We start from the raw sequence: 15612 nt of genomic DNA on the forward strand, positions 1-15612 counted from the left end.
CCATTATCGGGCCGCCAGCTCCTGCAGGCATGCAATCCAAGGTTGTGGCGCCTCGCGCGGCAGGAAATGACCAGCGCCAGGCACGACGATGCGCTGGTAGGGCCCGCGGAAACGCCGGGACGCTCCTTCGCTGTTGGCTGGCGGGTCCACGCCGTCCTCTGCGCCGTGCAGCACAACGGTGGGCACGGTGATGGGTGGCTGCGCCGCCAACCGCGTCTCGATGTCCTCCAGTGCCGGATCGCCCGGTGCCGCCTTGTGCCGATGGCGGTATGACTGCACCACGGTCGCGACGAAGTCCGGATTGTCGAAGCTCGCCGCCGTCACGGCATATTCCGCGTCGGTCAGCGGATAGGTGGGGGACCACAGCTCCCACAGCTTCCGGCAGAAGGCGGCGCGGTTCGCGGTCAGCCCCGCGATGCCGCGCTCGGTGTGCAGATACCATTGGTACCAGTAGCGGAGTTCGGCCTCCGGATCGCGCGGCTCGGCCGACCGGGCAATGTCCTGGATGTTGTAGCCGGTGGCGGAGACCAGCCCGATCACCCGTTCCGGCCACAGGGCCGAGACGATGCAGGCGGCCCGCCCGCCCCAGTCATAGCCAGCCAGCAGGGCGCGCCCGATGCCGAGGGCATCCATCAGCGCGAGCAGGTCGGCGCCTAGGGCGGCCTGCTGCCCGGATCGCGGCGTGGACGGGTTCCGGTAGCGCGTCGGGCCATAGCCGCGCAGGTAGGGCACCACCACGCGAAACCCGGCGGAGGCAAGCGGTGGCGCGACGCCGTCATAGGTGCGGACGTCGTCGGGGAAGCCGTGCAGCAGGATGACGGGCGTGCCGTCCTCCGGCCCATGCAGCTCCACGCCGACGTCGAGCGCGCCGGCGGTGACCATGATGTGGGGCAAGGCCGTCTCTCCCGTTCAAGGCGAGGCGGCAGGGTGCGGCGGTCAGGGCCGGCTGCGCAACGCTATCGCCAGCGGCGGTGCATCCACAGCCATTGGCCCGGGTATTCGCGGATCCAGCCGGCGATGACGTCGTTCATGACCTGCGTTGCCGCCTCGACGTCGATCTGGCCTTCGGCATCGCGCGGCAGGGCGATTTCCTCCGTCAGGTCCAGGCGGAACCGGCCATCCGGCAGGCGGATGGCGCGCGCGCCATGCACCGGGCAGTCGAAACGGCGCGCGAGCTGCGCCAGCAGCGGGTTCGCATGGGCGGGGCGGCCGAGGAACATCACGCGCGGCCCGCGGCCGAACCGCTGGTCCACCAGCATCCCGACATGCCGGCCGCGTTCCAGGGCGCGGGCCAGCTTGAAGGGGGCGGACATGCCGGCTGCCACCAGCGTGCCCATGCTGTCCTGCCGCAGGCGCAGGATCTCCTTCGCGACGGCAGGGCTGTTTGGCGTGCGGTAGAGCACCGCGCTGTCGATGCCGTGCCGCGCCGCGGCGATCGCCGGCAGCTCCCAGTTCGCGAGATGCGCCGAGAATACGATGGCGGGCTTGCCGTCATCCCGCAGGCGTTCATACAGCTCAATGGTCCCGGTGCTGGCCGTGATCCGTCCCGCATCGGGCCGTTCCGGGTCGAAATCCCAGATGCGATCCATATGGACGTATTCGCAGGCGACGCGGCCAAGATTGTCCCAGGCCTCCGTCAGGATCGCGTCGCGTTCCGCCTGCGTCTTCTCGGGGAAGGCGGCGGCGATGTTGTCGCGCGCGATGCGGTTCGCACTCGTCAGGGGCCCGAGGTTGCGCGTGATCCAGGCCCCGATGCGCGGCCCGCTATCGGGCCCGAGCAGGCGCAGCAGCGCGAAGACCGCCCGGACCAGCAGTCCGAACAGGCGGTCCGCGACGAGCCAGAGCCTGTACTTAAAGCGTAACAACGATCTTGCCGAAGACGCGGCGGCTTTCCAGCCGGTCGAGCCCTTCCGTGAAGCGTTCCACCGGCAGGACGGTATCGAGCACCGGCAGGATGCCGCGCGCCATCTTGGCGTAGCCATCGGCGATGTTGCGCATCGACGCGCCGAAGGACCCGAAGATCCGCAGCTGCCGCTGGAAGATCATCATCAGGTTCGTCTCGGCGCTGACGCCGGAGGTCGAACCGCACGTCACCAGCCGTCCGCCCATGCGCAGCGACAGCAGGCTGCCCGACCAGGTCGAGGCGCCGACATGCTCGAACACCACATCGACGCCGACCTTGTTCGTCGCGCGACGGGCCACGGTCGGGAAGTTCTGCGTGGAGTAGTTCACCACGACGTCGGCACCGAGCGCCTTGGCCTTCGCGCATTTCTCGTCATCGCCGGCGGTGGCGATCACGGTGCAGCCCATGTCCTTCGCGATGCGTACCGCCACCGTGCCGATGCCGGACCCGGCTGCGTGCACCAGGATCGTCTCGCCCGGTTCCAGCTTCGCATTGTCGAACAGCATGTGCTCGACGGTGGAGAAGGTGATGGTCCCGCAGGCGGCGTCGTCCCAGGAGATGCCATCGGGCACGCGCACCAGCAGACGCGCTTCCTGGTTCACCTTCTCGCAGGCGAAGCCGCCGACATGAAATCCCTTCACGCCGCGGACGTCCTCGCAGAGGTTGTCCTGGCCGGCCAGGCAGCGGCGGCACTTGCCGCAGGTGAGCGCGCCATAGGGCGCGGCACGGTCGCCGACCTTCCAGTCGGTGACGCCGTCACCGACCGCGATGACCTCGCCCACTGCCTCGGCGCCAACGATCAGCGGCATCTCGCGCTTGGCGAAGGCCATGCCGCGAAAGCCCCAGACATCGATGTGGTTGAGCGCGACCGCCTTGATGCGCAGCGTGACCTCGCCCGGGGCGGGGGGCGGCGGGTCGGCGACGTCTTCCAGGCGGAGGTCGCGGTCGGCGTGGAGGCGAAGTGCGCGCATGGCTTCCCGTCAGTCAGAATTGGAGGGGCGCTGCCCCTCCAAACCACCCCGCCAAAGGCCGAAGGCCTCTGGACACCTCAAGCTGGTGCCGGGCAGTGGGGGTCTTCCTATAGGCGCAGGGCCGCCGTGTGCCCAGCACCGGAACAGAGTCCGACCCGCACCGGCAGGCCAAACCGCGAAATGCAGCGCCAAATTGAGGTTTCCAAAGGCCCTTCGGCCTTTGGTGGAGTGGGGTAGGGGGAGGGGCAAAGCCCCTCCTCGGCTCTACGCGCCAGGCGCCGCGCTCACCACCAGGCACACATTCTGCCCCCCGAACCCGAACGAGTTCGACAGCACGTGGCGAAGCCCTTCCACCGGCCGCGCCACGTTGGGCACCACGTCCAGCGCGATGGTCGGGTCCGGCTCGTCGTGGTTGATGGTCGGCGGCAGGACCTGGTCGCGGATGGTTAGCAGGCTGAAGGCCGCTTCCAGCGCGCCGGCGGCGGAGAGGGTATGGCCGATCATCGACTTGTTGGACGAGATAGGCGGCGGCGCCTCGCCGAACACGGCGCGCATGCCGAGCGTCTCCATCTTGTCGTTCTCGGGCGTCGAGGTGCCGTGCGCGTTGACGTAGCCGATGTCCTCGGGGCTCAGCCCGGCATCGGCGATGGCGTTGCGCATGGCGCCGATGATGGCGGAGCCATCGGGATTCGAGCGCGTGCGGTGGAAGCTGTCCGCGCGTTCGCCGCAGCCGGCGATGATGCCGAGCACCTCGGCACCGCGGGCCGTCGCGTGTTCCAGGCTTTCGAGGATCAGCGCGGCCGCGCCTTCACTCATGACGAAACCGTCCCGCGCCTTCTCGAAGGGGCGGGATGCCTTCTCGGGATCGGCGTTGCGGGCGGTCAGCGCCGAGAGCAGCGAGAAGCGGATCACCGCTTCCGGCTGCACCGAGCCGTCGGTGCCCAGGGCGATCGCCGCGTCCGATTCGCCGCGCTGGATCGCTTCCACCGCCATCTGGATGGCGGAAGCGCCGGTGGCGCAGGCGGTGGTCAGCGCGATCGGCGCGCCGGTGGTGCCGAAGCGCGCGGCCAGGCGTTCGCCGACGCCGCCGAACAGGAAGGTCTCGTAGATGTCGCGCCGGCCGAGCGCGCGCTCGGTGATGGCGGGATAGGCGCCGGAGCCGTTCGCCTGGCGGGCGAGTTCGAAGCGCTGCGGCCATTCCATCTCGACCGGCGGCATGCCGAGCATGAGCGGGCCGGGGAAGGCGCCGTCGTCGCCGAGCTTCGCCTGGGCCAGCGCCTCGGTCACCGCGGCTTCGGCCATGCGCTCCACGCGCGCGGCGGCCGAGACCACCGGCCCGCCGGCGGCTTCCTCGGGCAGTTCGACCGTGCCGGCGATGGTGGTGCGCAGCTTGTCCACCGGGAAGCGGCGGATGCGACTGATGCCGGAGGTGCCGGCCTTCAGCGCGGCCCAGCTCTCCTCCCGTCCCCAGCCGAGGGGGGTGACGATGCCGATGCCGGTGACGGCGACGAGGGGCCGACCGAGATGGTCCTTCATGCCACGCGCTCCAACAGGGCCAGGGCTTCGCCGCGCCACTGGCCGAAGCCGGTGACGAGGATGCGGTCCACCGCGCCTTCCCCGGTGTCCGCCGGGTCCATGGCGGGGTAGAAGCCGCCACGCGACAGGGCGAGCGCGCCGAGGGCGACGTTGGCAGGGAAGGTGGCCTCGATGCCATGCCCGATCAGCGAGCCGGTGCGGCGCACCGCCGCCGCGCCAAGCCCCGCAAGGAAGGCGTCCTCCGCGGCGCGGGCCTCTGCCACGCCGGTCATGCCGGACAGCACGCCGAGGCTGTCGGAGGGCGCACCGAGCTTCTGCCACAACGCGGCCGCTGCGGCGGCCGAAGCGTCCGGCCGCATATGGGCGGTGTCGGTTGCGACACCGGACAGCTTCGCGAGGGCCGTTGCGCCGCGCTGGGCCGCATGCTCCGCCGTCTCCAGCACCAGGAAGGCGCCGAGCGCGCCGCCGACGAAGCCGCCTGCTTCGCCGCGCGCCGAGACCGGCGCGAAGGCGCCGCGCCACAGCGCGCCGCCCGAGCCGTAGAGCAGTTCCAGATCCCAGCGCTGGGACGCATAGGCGCCGCCCACGAGCGCGATGCCGCCGCGGCCTTCCGCGAGCCGTGCGGCGGCGATGCGGACCGCGTCGGCGGCGGCGGATTCCTCACCCATGAAGGTGCGGGAGGAGCCGGTGACGCCGTGCACGATCGAGATGTTGCCGGCGAGCAGGTTCGACAACTGCGCGAGGAACAGCGTCGGGCGCAGCTCGGTCCCCAGCTTCTCGTTCAGCAGCGGGCCGGCTTCATCGGGCGGCGTCGTGCAGAACGCGGTCGCCACCGCCTCGTCCACCGCCACGTCGCGCTCCCCGCCGCCGGCGGCGACGATCAGGTGCATGTCGGAGACGAGATCGCGCGCGCCGGCCTGGTCGATGGCGAGGCCGGCGGCATAGGTGCCGAGCCGCTGCCAGGGCTCCATCTGTCGCTGGTCGCCCTTCTTCGGGATCTGCTTGTCGAGCGACAGCGCCGGCAGCGGATGCACGGGGAAGGGGGCGAAGCCGGCTTCGTCCAGGACAGGCTTCGCGCCGGGGCGGGACAGCGTTTCCCAATGGAGGTCAGCGCCCTCGCCGAGGGAGGAGACCAGCCCGATGCCGGTGATGACGACGTCCTGCTTCTTCATGCGAGGCCAAGCTCCTGCCCGCGCTGCCGCATGGCGGCGGCCAGCTCGGGGGCGGGGAAATCCATGATGCGCAAGGTCAGCTCCGCGTCGCAGATGCGCTTGCCGCCGGCTTCGATGCGCGCCTTGGTCACGGCATAGCCGGACCCGTCATGCAGCCGCTGCGCATGCACCGTCACGGGCGTGGCGGGCCCGACGAAGGAGCGGAACTTGGCCTCCTTCACCCCCATCAGGAAGGGCATGCGCTCGAAATTCATCAGCTTGAGCAGCAGCCAGCCCGAGGCCTGGGCCATGGTCTCCACCAGCAGCACCCCGGGCATCAGCGGGTAGCCGGGGAAGTGCCCCTCGAAGACCGGGGAGGCATCGGGGATGGTGCTCTCGACCGTGATCGCCTCGCCTTCCAGCGCGGCGACGCGGTCGATCATCTGGAAGTATTCGAGCCGCACGCGGGTGCTCCTTGCGCGGGAAGGGAGGTCAGCCCCCCTTGGCGGCGACCAGCTCGTCGATGCGGGCGGCGAGGTTCTTCATGACGAAGTACTGCTCGGCCGGCGCGGTGCCGGCGTTGACTTCCTGCGTCCAGGCCTCGACCGGCACCTTGATGCCGAACGCCTTGTCGATGGCGAAGACGATGTCGAGGAAGTCGAGGCTGTCGATGCCGAGGTCGTTGATGACGTGGCTGTCGGGCAGGATCTTCTCGCGCGGGACTTCGCTGTTTTCGGCGATGATGTCCGCAATGCGGTCGAAGGACGTGGCCATGGCTGGCCCTCCGTGGGAATCCGGGGTGAGGAAAAGGGATTGGGGGGCGTCTTTGGCGCGAATGGACGCGGAAGGCAAGGTTTGGCCGCCCGCGTCGCGACCGGCTGACGGCCTGCGTCGGCACCCGGGTACTGGGCAGCGGGGCGATTCCCACGCGCCGCGGGCCTGACGGCCGGTGGTTGACCCCGGGCGTCCGGGCCCCGAGGCTCCGGCGCCGCCGCAGCATCCTGCGGCGGGGAGGCGCAGCGACAGCCCGTGGCACTCACCCCCGAAACGACCGCGGAGGACGGCGCCACCGTTGATTCTGCGGCACGACCACCGCAGGCGGCACGGCGGCGGTCACTTGTCGCCTACCCCTTTGCTGTCGTGCTCACCGGCCTGGCCGGCGGGCTGGCCGGCTTGTCGCTCGCCCTGCTGCTGCACGGGATCCAGCATCTCGCCTACGGCTACAGCCTCGATGCGCTGGTCGGCGGCGAGAGTTTCCTGGACGGTGTCACCGGCGCGGCGCCGGAGCGCCGCCTGGCGGTACTTGCCGCATGCGGGCTGGTCGCGGGGCTCGGCTGGTGGGCGGTGTATCGATTCGGGCGGAAGCTTGTGCCGATCCGGGACGTGGTCGCCGATCCGTCCGCCCGCATGCCGGCGGGCGCGACCCTGGCCCATGTGCTGCTGCAGATCGCCACCGTGGCGCTCGGTTCCCCACTGGGACGGGAGGTGGCGCCGCGCGAACTCGGGGCGCTATTGGCCGCGGGCGTCGCGCGGCGGCTGGGCATAACGGGTGAGGAACTCCGCATCCTGGTCGCCTGCGGCGCGGGGGCGGGGCTCGCCGCCGTGTACAACGTCCCTCTCGGCGGCACGGTCTTCATCATGGAGGTGCTGCTCCGCAGCTTTGCCCCGGTCGTCGCGGTGCCGGCGATGGCGGCTTCGGTGATCGGCGCCTGCGTCGCCTGGGTCGGGCTTGGCGACGTCTATCAGTACGACCTGCAGCGGATCGGCATCAGCGCGTCGCTGGTGGCCTGGGCGGTGGCGGCCGGGCCGGCCCTCGGCGCCGGCGCCTGGGTGTTCGCGCGGCTGGCCGAGCGTGCGCGGGCAGCCGCGCCCGAGGATGCGCGGATCATCCCGTTCTGCCTCCTGGTCTTCGCCGCCATCGGCGTGCTGGCCATGGCCTTCCCGCAACTGCCGGGCAACGGCAAGGGACCCATCCAACTCGGGCTCGAAGGTGATCTGGGGCTGCGCCTCGCGGCCATGCTGCTCGTGCTGAAGGTGCTCGCCACGCTGGCGGCCCTGCGGGCCGGGGCGGCGGGCGGGCTGCTGACTCCGGGGATGTCGATCGGCGCGCTGGCGGGGGTACTGCTCGGCGCGGCGTGGAGCCTGTGGTGGCCATCGGCGCCAGGGCAGGCCGCCTTCGCGCTGGTGGGGGCGGTCGCCTTCCTCGCGGTGTCGCAGCGCATGCCGATCACGGCGATCATGCTTGGCTTCGAATTCACGGGCGCGGATCACGACTTTGCCGTGCCGATGCTGATTGGCGTCGCGCTGGCGAGTGGAACGGCGCGGGCCTGCGACCATCTTGCTGGCGCCGGCGCGCCGCGCGGATGAAGCGCTTCAGCCGAGCATCTCGGGCCGGAAGCGTGATCGGCGGCTGATGGTCCGGCCCGCCAGCATGAAGCGGCCATCGCCCATGTAGTGCAGGGTCTCAGGATGGGCGGGCCGTGGGGCGACATGCGCTTTCACGACGCGGAGGACGAAGAAGTTGTAGCCCTTCACCAGGGCATCGTCGTGCAGCCGGCACTCGAAGCTGGCGTGGCATTCGCCGATCAGAGGCGCCTTGACCTTGTGGGCCTTCACGGCGGTCAGGCCGAAATGGGCGAATTTGTCGATCTCCGCACCGGTGGTGTTGCCGATGCCCACCACCGTGTCGGTCAGCACCGAGGTCGGCAGGTTGACCACGCACTCCCCGCTGTCGCGGATCATCGCATGACTGTGGTTGCCGGCGGAGATCATCAGCCCGATGAGCGAGGGCACGAACTCCAGCACCGTGTGCCATCCGAGGGTCATGATGTTCGTGGCATCGCCGTGCCGGGAGGAGACGAGCACGATCGGCCCGGGCTCCAGATATCGGCGGATTTCCGAGACGGGGAAGTCGGTCCTGCGGGGCAGTCGCGCCATCGCGTCCTCCTGACGGGAACGGCGCACCGGGCGCCGGCTCCGCAGGCGGAACGCCACACGGCCCGCCTTGGCTGCATGACGCGCAGAAACCTGGTGCGGGCGGTCGGACTCGAACCGACATGTCCGTGAGGACGGCGGATTTTGAGTCCGCTGCGTCTACCATTCCGCCACGCCCGCACGGCGCAGCCGATCGCCCCCTCCCGGCGGGGGAGGCGCGGCGTCGGACCTATAGAGCGTCTTCCGCCTCTCTGCCACAGCCCCCGTGACGGCGGCCCGTGGTTACTCCGCCGCCGCGGGTCGCGCCGGGGCCTCGACGGTCTTCGTCTCGAACTCGGCCGGGCCGGTGATCTCCAGGATCTCGACGTCGTCGGAATGCGCGATCTCGCGATGCCGCACCAGCCGCGGCTGGTAGCAGCAATCCCCGGCCTTGAAGGTGCGCTCTCCGATGTCCTCGTACTCGAACTTCACCCAGCCCTTGAGCACGAAGAACATCTGGAAGGGCAGGTCGTGGGTGTGCCATTGGCCGGTCGCGTGCTCGCCCGGGATGGCGCGGATCACATGGGCGCCGAAGGCGCCCGCCGTCGCGTCCTTGATGCCGAGGTCGCGGTATTCGAAGAAGGCGCGCAGCCCCCGCTCGAACTCGGCACCCTCGGCGTGGCTGGTCGTGGTCCGTGCCATCGTTTCCTCCCGTTGATGGGTTACTCCAGCGGCAGGGCGACGTGCTTCACGAAGCCCGGCCGGGTCTTCAGCGTCTCATAGTAGCGCGCGAGGTTCGGCAGGTCCGGCCGTTCGATCGGCAGGCTGAACCAGCGATGCACCCAGCAGCCCAGGGCGACGTCGGCCAGCGTCACCGCCTGGCCGCACATGAAGGGCTGGTTCGCGACCCGCGCATCGACGATCTTCCATAGCCGGGCGCAATCCTCGCGCGCCTTCTTCTCCGCATTCCAGTCGCGCTCGTTCTCCTTCAGCCGGACGTGGGTGAAGAAGATCACGACCATCGGATTGACCAGATGGCCGAGGATCCAGTCCATCCAGGTCTCGACCTCGGCGCGCGGCCGGGGGCCGGACGGGTAAAGCGTGCCGTCCGGCGCATGGGCGTTGCAGAGGTAGCGGGCGATGGTGTTGCTTTCCCACACCGACCAGCCGTCATCCTCCTGCCAGGTCGGCACCAGCCCCATCGGGTTCATCGCCCGGTATTCCGGTTCCCGCGTGCGGCCGAAGGCGCCGCCGGCGTCGATGCGTTCGTAGTCGAGGCCGAGTTCCTCGAGGGTCCACAGCACCTTCATGACATTGCTGGAACTGGTCCGGCCCCAGAGCTTCTGCATCGCATCCTCCCGCGGTTCGGGCGGGAGGCTAGGCGCCGGACGGGCGACGGTCCAGTTGCGCTGTCCGTCCCGCCGCGCAACATGCGCGCCATGGCCTACGCCCTCCTGATCGCGGTGCTCGCCGCCGCTGCGCCCCTTTTCGCCATCGGCAGCGAAAGCTGGTGGGGGCTGGCCCCCTGCGAGCTGTGCCTGTGGCAGCGCTGGCCCTATTGGGCGGCGGCGGCGCTGGCGTTGCTCGGCGCCGTGGTTCCGGGGCGTGGGCGCGCGGTGCTGATCGGCCTGGCCGGGCTGGCCGCTCTGGTCTCGGCCGGGACCGGGGTGCTGCATGTGGGGGTCGAGCAGGGGTGGTGGCCGTCGCCGCTGCCGGGCTGCGCAGCACCGACAGCCGGTGCGGCTGCCAGCATCGACGACATGATGCGCAGCCTCGCGGCCGCGCCGAACAAGCCTTGCGACGCGGCGACGTATCTGATCCCGGGGGTGCCGCTGTCGATGGCGGGGATGAACGTGATCTACGGGCTGGCGCTGGGTGTGCTGGCGCTTTGGGTCGCGCGACGCCGGGGGTGAGGAGAGGACCGGGGAGGGCTCTGCGCTCCCCGGGCCCCACCCGCCAAAGGCCGAAGGGCCTTTGGATACCTTGAACCGCCCTGGCAGGGGGGCGTGCCTGGATGTGGGTCAGGCCGTGAATGGGCCGGCCCTATAGGTCCGGCATCGCGCGGACGGGGGTGGAGGGCACGCGCCGCACCGGTGCCCGAGAAGACTCCTTGCAACGGGCCCGGAGCGATCGTCCCCTGCTCTACACTGAGCCGTGCCCGGCGCCAGGTCGAGGTTTCCAAAGGCCCTTCGGCCTTTGGTGGGGTGAGGTCCGGAGAGGGGCAAAGCCCCTCTCCGGGAAGCGCGCGCTTCCTACCCTCGCACCAGCCCCGCCTCCCGCATCGCGGCCCCCAGCGTCGCGTCGGACTGCTCCATGTGTCGCTCGAACTGCCCGGCGTCGCCCCAGGTCATTGCGAAGCCACGGGCGTTCATGAAGTCCTTGAACTCCTGGCCGTTGTAGACCTTCTGCAGTGCGGCGGTGAGCTGCTGCGCGATCGGCGCCGGCAGGTTCAGCGGCGCGGCCAGGCCGCGCCAGGCGCCGACGCTGTAGGTGATGCCGAGCGACTCGTTCAGCGTCGGCACGTTGGGGAATTGCGGGTTGCGCTGTGCCGCCATGATCGCGAGGGAACGCGCGCGCCCTGCCTCGATGATCGCCCGTGCCTCGGGCACCGAACAGGTGACGAGGTCGAGCCCGCCGGCCGCGAGGTCCTGCATCGCCGGCGCCGCGCCGTTCGACGGCACCCAGCGGACATGGTCCGCGCGCAGCCCTATGGCGCCGAGCCAGCCGGCGAGGGCGAGGTGCCAGATGCCGCCCTGGCCGGTGCCCGAGGCCTTCAACTGGCCCGGCCGGCTGGCCTTGATCGCCTCGGACAGCGCCTTCACGTCCTGGTAGGGCGAACCGGCGTTCACCTGCACCCCCGGCGGGTCCTCGTTCATCAGCGCCAGCGGCGTGTAGGAGGTCCGCTTGAGTTCGGTGAGACCCTGCCAGTGCATCATGCAGATCTCGACCGTGATCATGCCGATCGTGTAGCCGTCCGGTGCCGCCTGGGCGATCGCGGCATGGCCCACGACGCCGGAGCCGCCGGTGCGGTTCACGACGTTGAAGGGCTGGCCCATCTCCTTCTCGAGCAGGGAGGCGACGATGCGGGCCGTCGCATCGGTGCCGCCGCCCGCGCCCCAGGGCACGATGACCTGGACGGGGCGGGCCGGATAGCGAGGCTGCGCGAGGACGGGCCGCGCGAGCCCGGCAAGGGCGCCGGCGGCGAGCGCGCCGCGTCGGGTGAGCTTGATCATGTCCTGATTTCCTCCCGATAGTGGAACGACGCTATCAAGCCGGTTCGGCGTGCCGCAAGCGGCGCATCGCCCAGACAAGGACGGGCCAGAGCAGGGCGGCGATCGCCATGGCGGCCAGCACGGCGGAGACCGGCCGTTCGAAGAAGGGCAGGATGTCGCCGTCGGATTTGATGAGGGATGTGACGAAGCTCTGCTCGACCATCGTGCCCATGACGATGCCGAGGACCATGGCCGCGACGGGGTAGCCGTTGCGGTCCATGACGAAGCCGATGATGCCGAACAGCCCGACCAGCATGACCGAGAACAGGTTGTTGCCGGTGGCGAAGGAGCCGACCGCGCAGATCAGCACGATCACCGGCATGACCGCGGCGCGCGGCGCGCGCAGCACCAGCGAGGCCAGCCGGATCATCGCGATGCCGAGCGGGATCATGATGATGTTGGCGAGCACGAAGATGATGTAGAGCGCGTACATGCTCGACGCGCGTTCGGTGAACAGCGTCGGCCCGGGGTTCAGGCCCTTCATGTAGAGCACGCCGATGGCGATCGCCGTGATGGTGTCGCCCGGGATGCCGAACAGCAGCGCCGGCACCCAGCCGGAGGCGAGGGAGGCGTTGTTGGAGGCGCCGGCCTCGACCAGGCCCTCCGGATGGCCGGTGCCGAACTTCTCAGGCTCCTTCGAGAACCTTTTCGACATGGCGTAGGACACCCAGGCCGCCATGTCCGCCCCGGCGCCGGGCAGCACGCCGATGATGATACCGATGACGTTCCCCCGCCACATCGGCCACTGGTACTTCTTCGTCAGCCCCCACTGGCCGGCGAGGATGGAACCGAAGCGCCGGCGCGGGAGCGGGGGCGGTTCCGGCGTGGTCATGGCGCGCATGACCTCGGAGACCGCGAAGACGCCGACGAGGGCGGGGATGACCTCGATGCCGCCGAGCAGGTCGGTGCTGCCGAAGGTGAAGCGCGGCACGCCACCCGGATTCTCGATGCCGACACAGGCGAACAGCAGGCCCAGCAGCATCGAGGCGATCGCCTTGATGGGCGAGGACCGGGCGACCAGTGTCGCGCACATCAGGCCGAGCAGGGCGAGCCAGAAATACTCGTAGGTCGAGAAGGACAGCGCCATCTCGGCGAGCAGCGGCGCCATGAGCACCAGCGAGAGCGTGCCGACGATGCCGCCGATGGCGCTGAACCACAGCCCGGCGCCGAGGGCGAGCTCGGCCTGGCCCTTGCGGGTCATGGCGTAGGCTTCGTCGGTGTAGGCGGCAGAGGCGGGCGTACCGGGGATGCGCATCAGCGCGCCGGGAATGTCGCCCGAGAAGATCGCCATGGCCGAGGCGGTGATGATCGTCGCGACCGCCGCGATCGGCGAGAGGTAGAAGGTCACGGGTACGAGCAGCGCCGTCGCCATGGTGGCCGACAGCCCGGGCAGCGAGCCGACGACGAGGCCATAGACCGCGGAGGCCATGATCGCGATCAGCACATCCGCTGCCGCGACCATAGCGAGGGCGTCGAGAAGGGTGCCCATCGCGTCAGGCCCAGGGCGCCGCGAGCAGACCTTCAGGCAACGGCACCCGGAGGAGCTTGTAGAAGACGAGATGGATCACGGGCGGCGCGGCGATCGCCATGGCGACCGCCAGCCGCAGCGTCGCCCCCAGCGACAGCGCCGCGATGAGGACCATCGCGAAGCCGGTCAGCAGGAAGCCGAGCGTGTCCGCGGCCAGCACGTAGAACAGCAGCAGCGCCGGCGGCACCAGGGCGGCGAGCACGCGGCGTTTCCCCAGCCAGCGGGCGAGGCCCGCATGCGCCTCGGTCGGCTCGGGATCCGGCTCCTCGAAGCTGCGCCCGACGCCGAGGACGATCAGCGCCCCGCACAGCATGAGGCCGCCGCCGATCACCATGGGGAAGACCGCCGGTCCGACATCCTGGCCCGGCACGGCGGGGAGGCGCGATCCGGCCCAGAAGGCGAAGGCGCCGAGCAGCACGAGGAAGCCGCCCGTCACCCGGTCCGACAGATGCATCTTGTCACGCCTCCCCTGCGCGGCTTCGCCGTGCTTGGGGGAAGGCTAGACGATCGTTGCGAGGCCGCGCCAGCGCCGAGCGCATGTTAAGCGGCGTAAGCTATGCCTTCGCTTTGGGCAGGCGAGGCAGGGGGTTGCCGGCAACACAAGGCGGTGGGTAGGCTGCCATAGCAGTCGGGCAACGTTAGCGCCGGCCAAGAGGAAACGATACGATGAAGCTGGGCGCCGCCATCGCCGAGATCATGAAGCGTGAGGGCATCGAGATCCTCACCGGCTATCCCGTCAATCACCTGATCGAATACGCGGCGGAGATCGACATCCGCCCGGTGATGGTCCGCCAGGAGCGCATCGCGGCGCATATGGCCGATGCGATCAGCCGCGTCACCTCCGGCCGCACCATCGGCGCCTTCTGCATGCAGCACGGGCCGGGGTCTGAAAACGCCTATGGCGGCGTCGCGCAGTGTTATGGCGAGAGCATCCCGGTGCTGGTGCTGCCGATGGGCTATGCGCGCCGGCTCGCGCATGTCGATCCGAACTTCAATTCCTCCGTGCAGATGCGCGGCATCACGAAGTCCGCGGAGCCGATCACCTCGGCGGCGGAGGTGCCGAACATCCTGCGGCGCGCCTTCACGCGGCTGAGGAACGGCCGTGGCGGCCCCGTGCTGGTCGAGATCCCGACCGACATGTGGAACGACGAGGTGCCGGAGCCGCTGGTCTATACGCCGGTGATCGCGACGCGCTACGGGCCGGACCCGGCCGACGTGGCGCGCGCGGCGGATGCGCTGGCGGCGGCGAAGCGGCCGGTGATCTACGCCGGGACCGGCGTGCATTGGGCGAAGGCCTGGCCGCAGCTCAAGGCGCTGGCGGAACTGTTGGCCGCGCCGGTGACGACGAGCCTCGGCGGCAAGTCGTCCTTCCCCGAGGATCATCCGCTGGCGCTGGGTTCGGGCGGCCTCGCCATCCCGAAGCCGGTGCGGCATTTCCTCGACAATGCCGACCTGATCTTCGGCATCGGCTGCTCCTTCACCGAGACGAATTTCGGCGTGAAGATGCCGGCGGGAAAGAAGATCATCCACGCCACGCTGGACCCCGATCATCTCAACAAGGATGTCGCCTGCGACATCGGGCTGATCGGCGATGCGGCGCTGACGCTGGATGCTCTGGTCGCGGAACTCGCCGGCCGCGTAAAGCAGAAGCGCGATCACGGGCCGGTGGCGAAGGAGATCCAGGAACACCGTACCGAATGGCTCGCTGCCTGGGCGGCCAAGACGGACAGCGATGCGGAGCCGCTGAACCCGTACCGCGTGCTGCGCGACCTCTGGCGCACCGTCGATGTGGACAACACGATCATTACCCACGACGCCGGCAGCCCGCGCGACCAGCTTTCCCCGTTCTGGGTAAGCCGCACGCCGCTCTCCTATCTCGGCTGGGGCAAGACGACGCAGCTCGGCTACGGGCTGGGGCTCGCGATGGGGGCGAAGCTCGCGGCACCGGACAAGCTCTGCATCAACGTGTGGGGCGATGCGGCGATCGGCTTCACCGGCATGGATTTCGAGACGGCGGTGCGCGAGCGCATCCCCATCCTGTCCATCCTGCTGAACAACTTCTCCATGGCGATCGAGCTGAAAGTCATGCCGGTCAGCACGGAGAAGTATCGCTCGACCGATATTTCGGGCGATTATGCCGCGATGGCCCGCGCCTTCGGCGGCTATGGCGAGCGTGTGACGAAGATTGCGGACATCGTGCCGGCCATCAAGCGCGGCATCGAGCAGACGCGGAACGGGACGCCGGCCCTGCTTGAGTTCATCACGTCCAAGGAAACCGCCGTGTCCCGTCTGTAGGCGACACCATCGGCCACGAGGCGGGAGAAACCCGCCCGGCCAC

16 protein-coding genes and 1 tRNA gene are annotated in these 15612 nt (G+C 69.9%); 3 read left to right on the top strand and 14 right to left on the bottom strand.

Annotated features, from left to right (window positions below):
• Window positions 1–3 precede the first annotated feature (3 nt).
• From GXW78_RS02355 to GXW78_RS02385, 7 genes are all read right to left on the bottom strand, one after another.
• A complete protein-coding gene (locus tag GXW78_RS02355) occupies window positions 4–894 on the bottom strand; it encodes an alpha/beta fold hydrolase (RefSeq protein ID WP_246521775.1) in 891 nt (296 codons plus the stop codon).
• 62 nt (window positions 895–956) lie between these two features.
• Window positions 957–1865 carry a lipid A biosynthesis lauroyl acyltransferase gene (locus GXW78_RS02360; RefSeq protein WP_211865707.1) on the bottom strand — a complete coding sequence of 303 codons (909 nt, stop codon included), beginning with the start codon at window positions 1863–1865 and terminating at the stop codon, window positions 957–959.
• Complete coding sequence (locus GXW78_RS02365; protein ID WP_211865709.1) at window positions 1852–2874, bottom strand: zinc-binding dehydrogenase; 1023 nt, start codon at window positions 2872–2874, stop codon at window positions 1852–1854. The genes GXW78_RS02360 and GXW78_RS02365 overlap by 14 nt, the downstream gene beginning before the upstream one ends.
• Before the next feature lie 264 nt (window positions 2875–3138).
• On the bottom strand, window positions 3139–4410 hold the full coding sequence (locus tag GXW78_RS02370; protein WP_211865711.1) for a beta-ketoacyl synthase N-terminal-like domain-containing protein: 1272 nt from the start codon (window positions 4408–4410) through the stop codon (window positions 3139–3141).
• On the bottom strand, window positions 4407–5582 hold the full coding sequence (locus tag GXW78_RS02375) for a beta-ketoacyl-ACP synthase (RefSeq protein WP_211865713.1): 1176 nt from the start codon (window positions 5580–5582) through the stop codon (window positions 4407–4409). The genes GXW78_RS02370 and GXW78_RS02375 overlap by 4 nt, the downstream gene beginning before the upstream one ends.
• Window positions 5579–6025, bottom strand: a complete 447-nt coding sequence (locus GXW78_RS02380; protein WP_211865715.1) for a 3-hydroxyacyl-ACP dehydratase FabZ family protein — start codon at window positions 6023–6025, stop codon at window positions 5579–5581. Before GXW78_RS02380 ends, GXW78_RS02375 begins: the two co-directional genes overlap by 4 nt.
• 28 nt (window positions 6026–6053) lie before the next feature.
• A complete protein-coding gene (locus tag GXW78_RS02385; protein WP_211865717.1) occupies window positions 6054–6335 on the bottom strand; it encodes an acyl carrier protein in 282 nt (93 codons plus the stop codon).
• A gap of 366 nt (window positions 6336–6701) precedes the next feature.
• Between GXW78_RS02385 and GXW78_RS02390 the strand changes: the two genes are divergently transcribed.
• Complete coding sequence (locus GXW78_RS02390; protein WP_211865719.1) at window positions 6702–7928, top strand: chloride channel protein; 1227 nt, start codon at window positions 6702–6704, stop codon at window positions 7926–7928.
• A 6-nt stretch (window positions 7929–7934) separates the two neighbouring features.
• On the opposite strand, the gene GXW78_RS02395 is transcribed toward GXW78_RS02390, so the two are convergent.
• From GXW78_RS02395 to GXW78_RS02410, 4 genes are all read right to left on the bottom strand, one after another.
• Window positions 7935–8498: a flavin reductase family protein gene (locus GXW78_RS02395; RefSeq protein WP_211865721.1), complete on the bottom strand. Its 564-nt coding sequence runs from the start codon at window positions 8496–8498 to the stop codon at window positions 7935–7937.
• A gap of 91 nt (window positions 8499–8589) precedes the next feature.
• Window positions 8590–8675: transfer RNA gene (locus GXW78_RS02400), tRNA-Leu, on the bottom strand.
• A 102-nt stretch (window positions 8676–8777) separates the two neighbouring features.
• Window positions 8778–9176, bottom strand: a complete 399-nt coding sequence (locus tag GXW78_RS02405; protein WP_211865723.1) for a cupin domain-containing protein — start codon at window positions 9174–9176, stop codon at window positions 8778–8780.
• Window positions 9177–9196: 20 nt separating this feature from the next.
• A complete protein-coding gene (locus GXW78_RS02410) occupies window positions 9197–9823 on the bottom strand; it encodes a glutathione S-transferase family protein (RefSeq protein WP_211865725.1) in 627 nt (208 codons plus the stop codon).
• 90 nt (window positions 9824–9913) lie between these two features.
• Here GXW78_RS02410 and GXW78_RS02415 point away from each other — a divergent pair, with 90 nt between their 5' ends.
• Window positions 9914–10387, top strand: a complete 474-nt coding sequence (locus GXW78_RS02415) for a disulfide bond formation protein B (protein WP_211865727.1) — start codon at window positions 9914–9916, stop codon at window positions 10385–10387.
• A 339-nt stretch (window positions 10388–10726) separates the two neighbouring features.
• On the opposite strand, the gene GXW78_RS02420 is transcribed toward GXW78_RS02415, so the two are convergent.
• The 3 genes from GXW78_RS02420 to GXW78_RS02430 are packed head-to-tail and all read right to left on the bottom strand — an operon-like array spanning window position 10727 to window position 13728.
• Window positions 10727–11707 (bottom strand): tripartite tricarboxylate transporter substrate binding protein, encoded by a 981-nt coding sequence (locus GXW78_RS02420; RefSeq protein ID WP_211865729.1) that lies wholly within the window; start codon window positions 11705–11707, stop codon window positions 10727–10729.
• A 34-nt stretch (window positions 11708–11741) separates the two neighbouring features.
• The gene (locus GXW78_RS02425; protein WP_211865731.1) at window positions 11742–13235 is read right to left on the bottom strand and encodes a tripartite tricarboxylate transporter permease; all 1494 of its coding nucleotides are present in this window, start codon (window positions 13233–13235) and stop codon (window positions 11742–11744) included.
• A gap of 4 nt (window positions 13236–13239) precedes the next feature.
• On the bottom strand, window positions 13240–13728 hold the full coding sequence (locus GXW78_RS02430) for a tripartite tricarboxylate transporter TctB family protein (protein WP_211865733.1): 489 nt from the start codon (window positions 13726–13728) through the stop codon (window positions 13240–13242).
• A gap of 212 nt (window positions 13729–13940) precedes the next feature.
• Here GXW78_RS02430 and GXW78_RS02435 point away from each other — a divergent pair, with 212 nt between their 5' ends.
• On the top strand, window positions 13941–15569 hold the full coding sequence (locus GXW78_RS02435; protein ID WP_211865735.1) for a thiamine pyrophosphate-requiring protein: 1629 nt from the start codon (window positions 13941–13943) through the stop codon (window positions 15567–15569).
• The last annotated feature ends 43 nt before the right edge of the window (window positions 15570–15612 follow it).

The organism is Neoroseomonas terrae, assembly GCF_018129025.1.
Classification (GTDB): Bacteria; Pseudomonadota; Alphaproteobacteria; order Acetobacterales; family Acetobacteraceae; genus Neoroseomonas; species Neoroseomonas terrae.

Excerpts from the sequence above, each read along its gene's own strand:
- GXW78_RS02435 (WP_211865735.1), top strand. The coding sequence starts at position 13,941 with ATGAAGCTGGGCGCCGCCATCGCCGAGATCATGAAGCGTGAGGGCATC.
- GXW78_RS02430 (WP_211865733.1), bottom strand. The coding sequence starts at position 13,728 with ATGCATCTGTCGGACCGGGTGACGGGCGGCTTCCTCGTGCTGCTCGGC.
- GXW78_RS02375 (WP_211865713.1), bottom strand. The coding sequence starts at position 5,582 with ATGAAGAAGCAGGACGTCGTCATCACCGGCATCGGGCTGGTCTCCTCC.
- GXW78_RS02395 (WP_211865721.1), bottom strand. The coding sequence starts at position 8,498 with ATGGCGCGACTGCCCCGCAGGACCGACTTCCCCGTCTCGGAAATCCGC.
- GXW78_RS02370 (WP_211865711.1), bottom strand. The coding sequence starts at position 4,410 with ATGAAGGACCATCTCGGTCGGCCCCTCGTCGCCGTCACCGGCATCGGC.
- GXW78_RS02365 (WP_211865709.1), bottom strand. The coding sequence starts at position 2,874 with ATGCGCGCACTTCGCCTCCACGCCGACCGCGACCTCCGCCTGGAAGAC.
- GXW78_RS02405 (WP_211865723.1), bottom strand. The coding sequence starts at position 9,176 with ATGGCACGGACCACGACCAGCCACGCCGAGGGTGCCGAGTTCGAGCGG.
- GXW78_RS02420 (WP_211865729.1), bottom strand. The coding sequence starts at position 11,707 with ATGATCAAGCTCACCCGACGCGGCGCGCTCGCCGCCGGCGCCCTTGCC.
- GXW78_RS02425 (WP_211865731.1), bottom strand. The coding sequence starts at position 13,235 with ATGGGCACCCTTCTCGACGCCCTCGCTATGGTCGCGGCAGCGGATGTG.
- GXW78_RS02410 (WP_211865725.1), bottom strand. The coding sequence starts at position 9,823 with ATGCAGAAGCTCTGGGGCCGGACCAGTTCCAGCAATGTCATGAAGGTG.
- GXW78_RS02415 (WP_211865727.1), top strand. The coding sequence starts at position 9,914 with ATGGCCTACGCCCTCCTGATCGCGGTGCTCGCCGCCGCTGCGCCCCTT.
- GXW78_RS02385 (WP_211865717.1), bottom strand. The coding sequence starts at position 6,335 with ATGGCCACGTCCTTCGACCGCATTGCGGACATCATCGCCGAAAACAGC.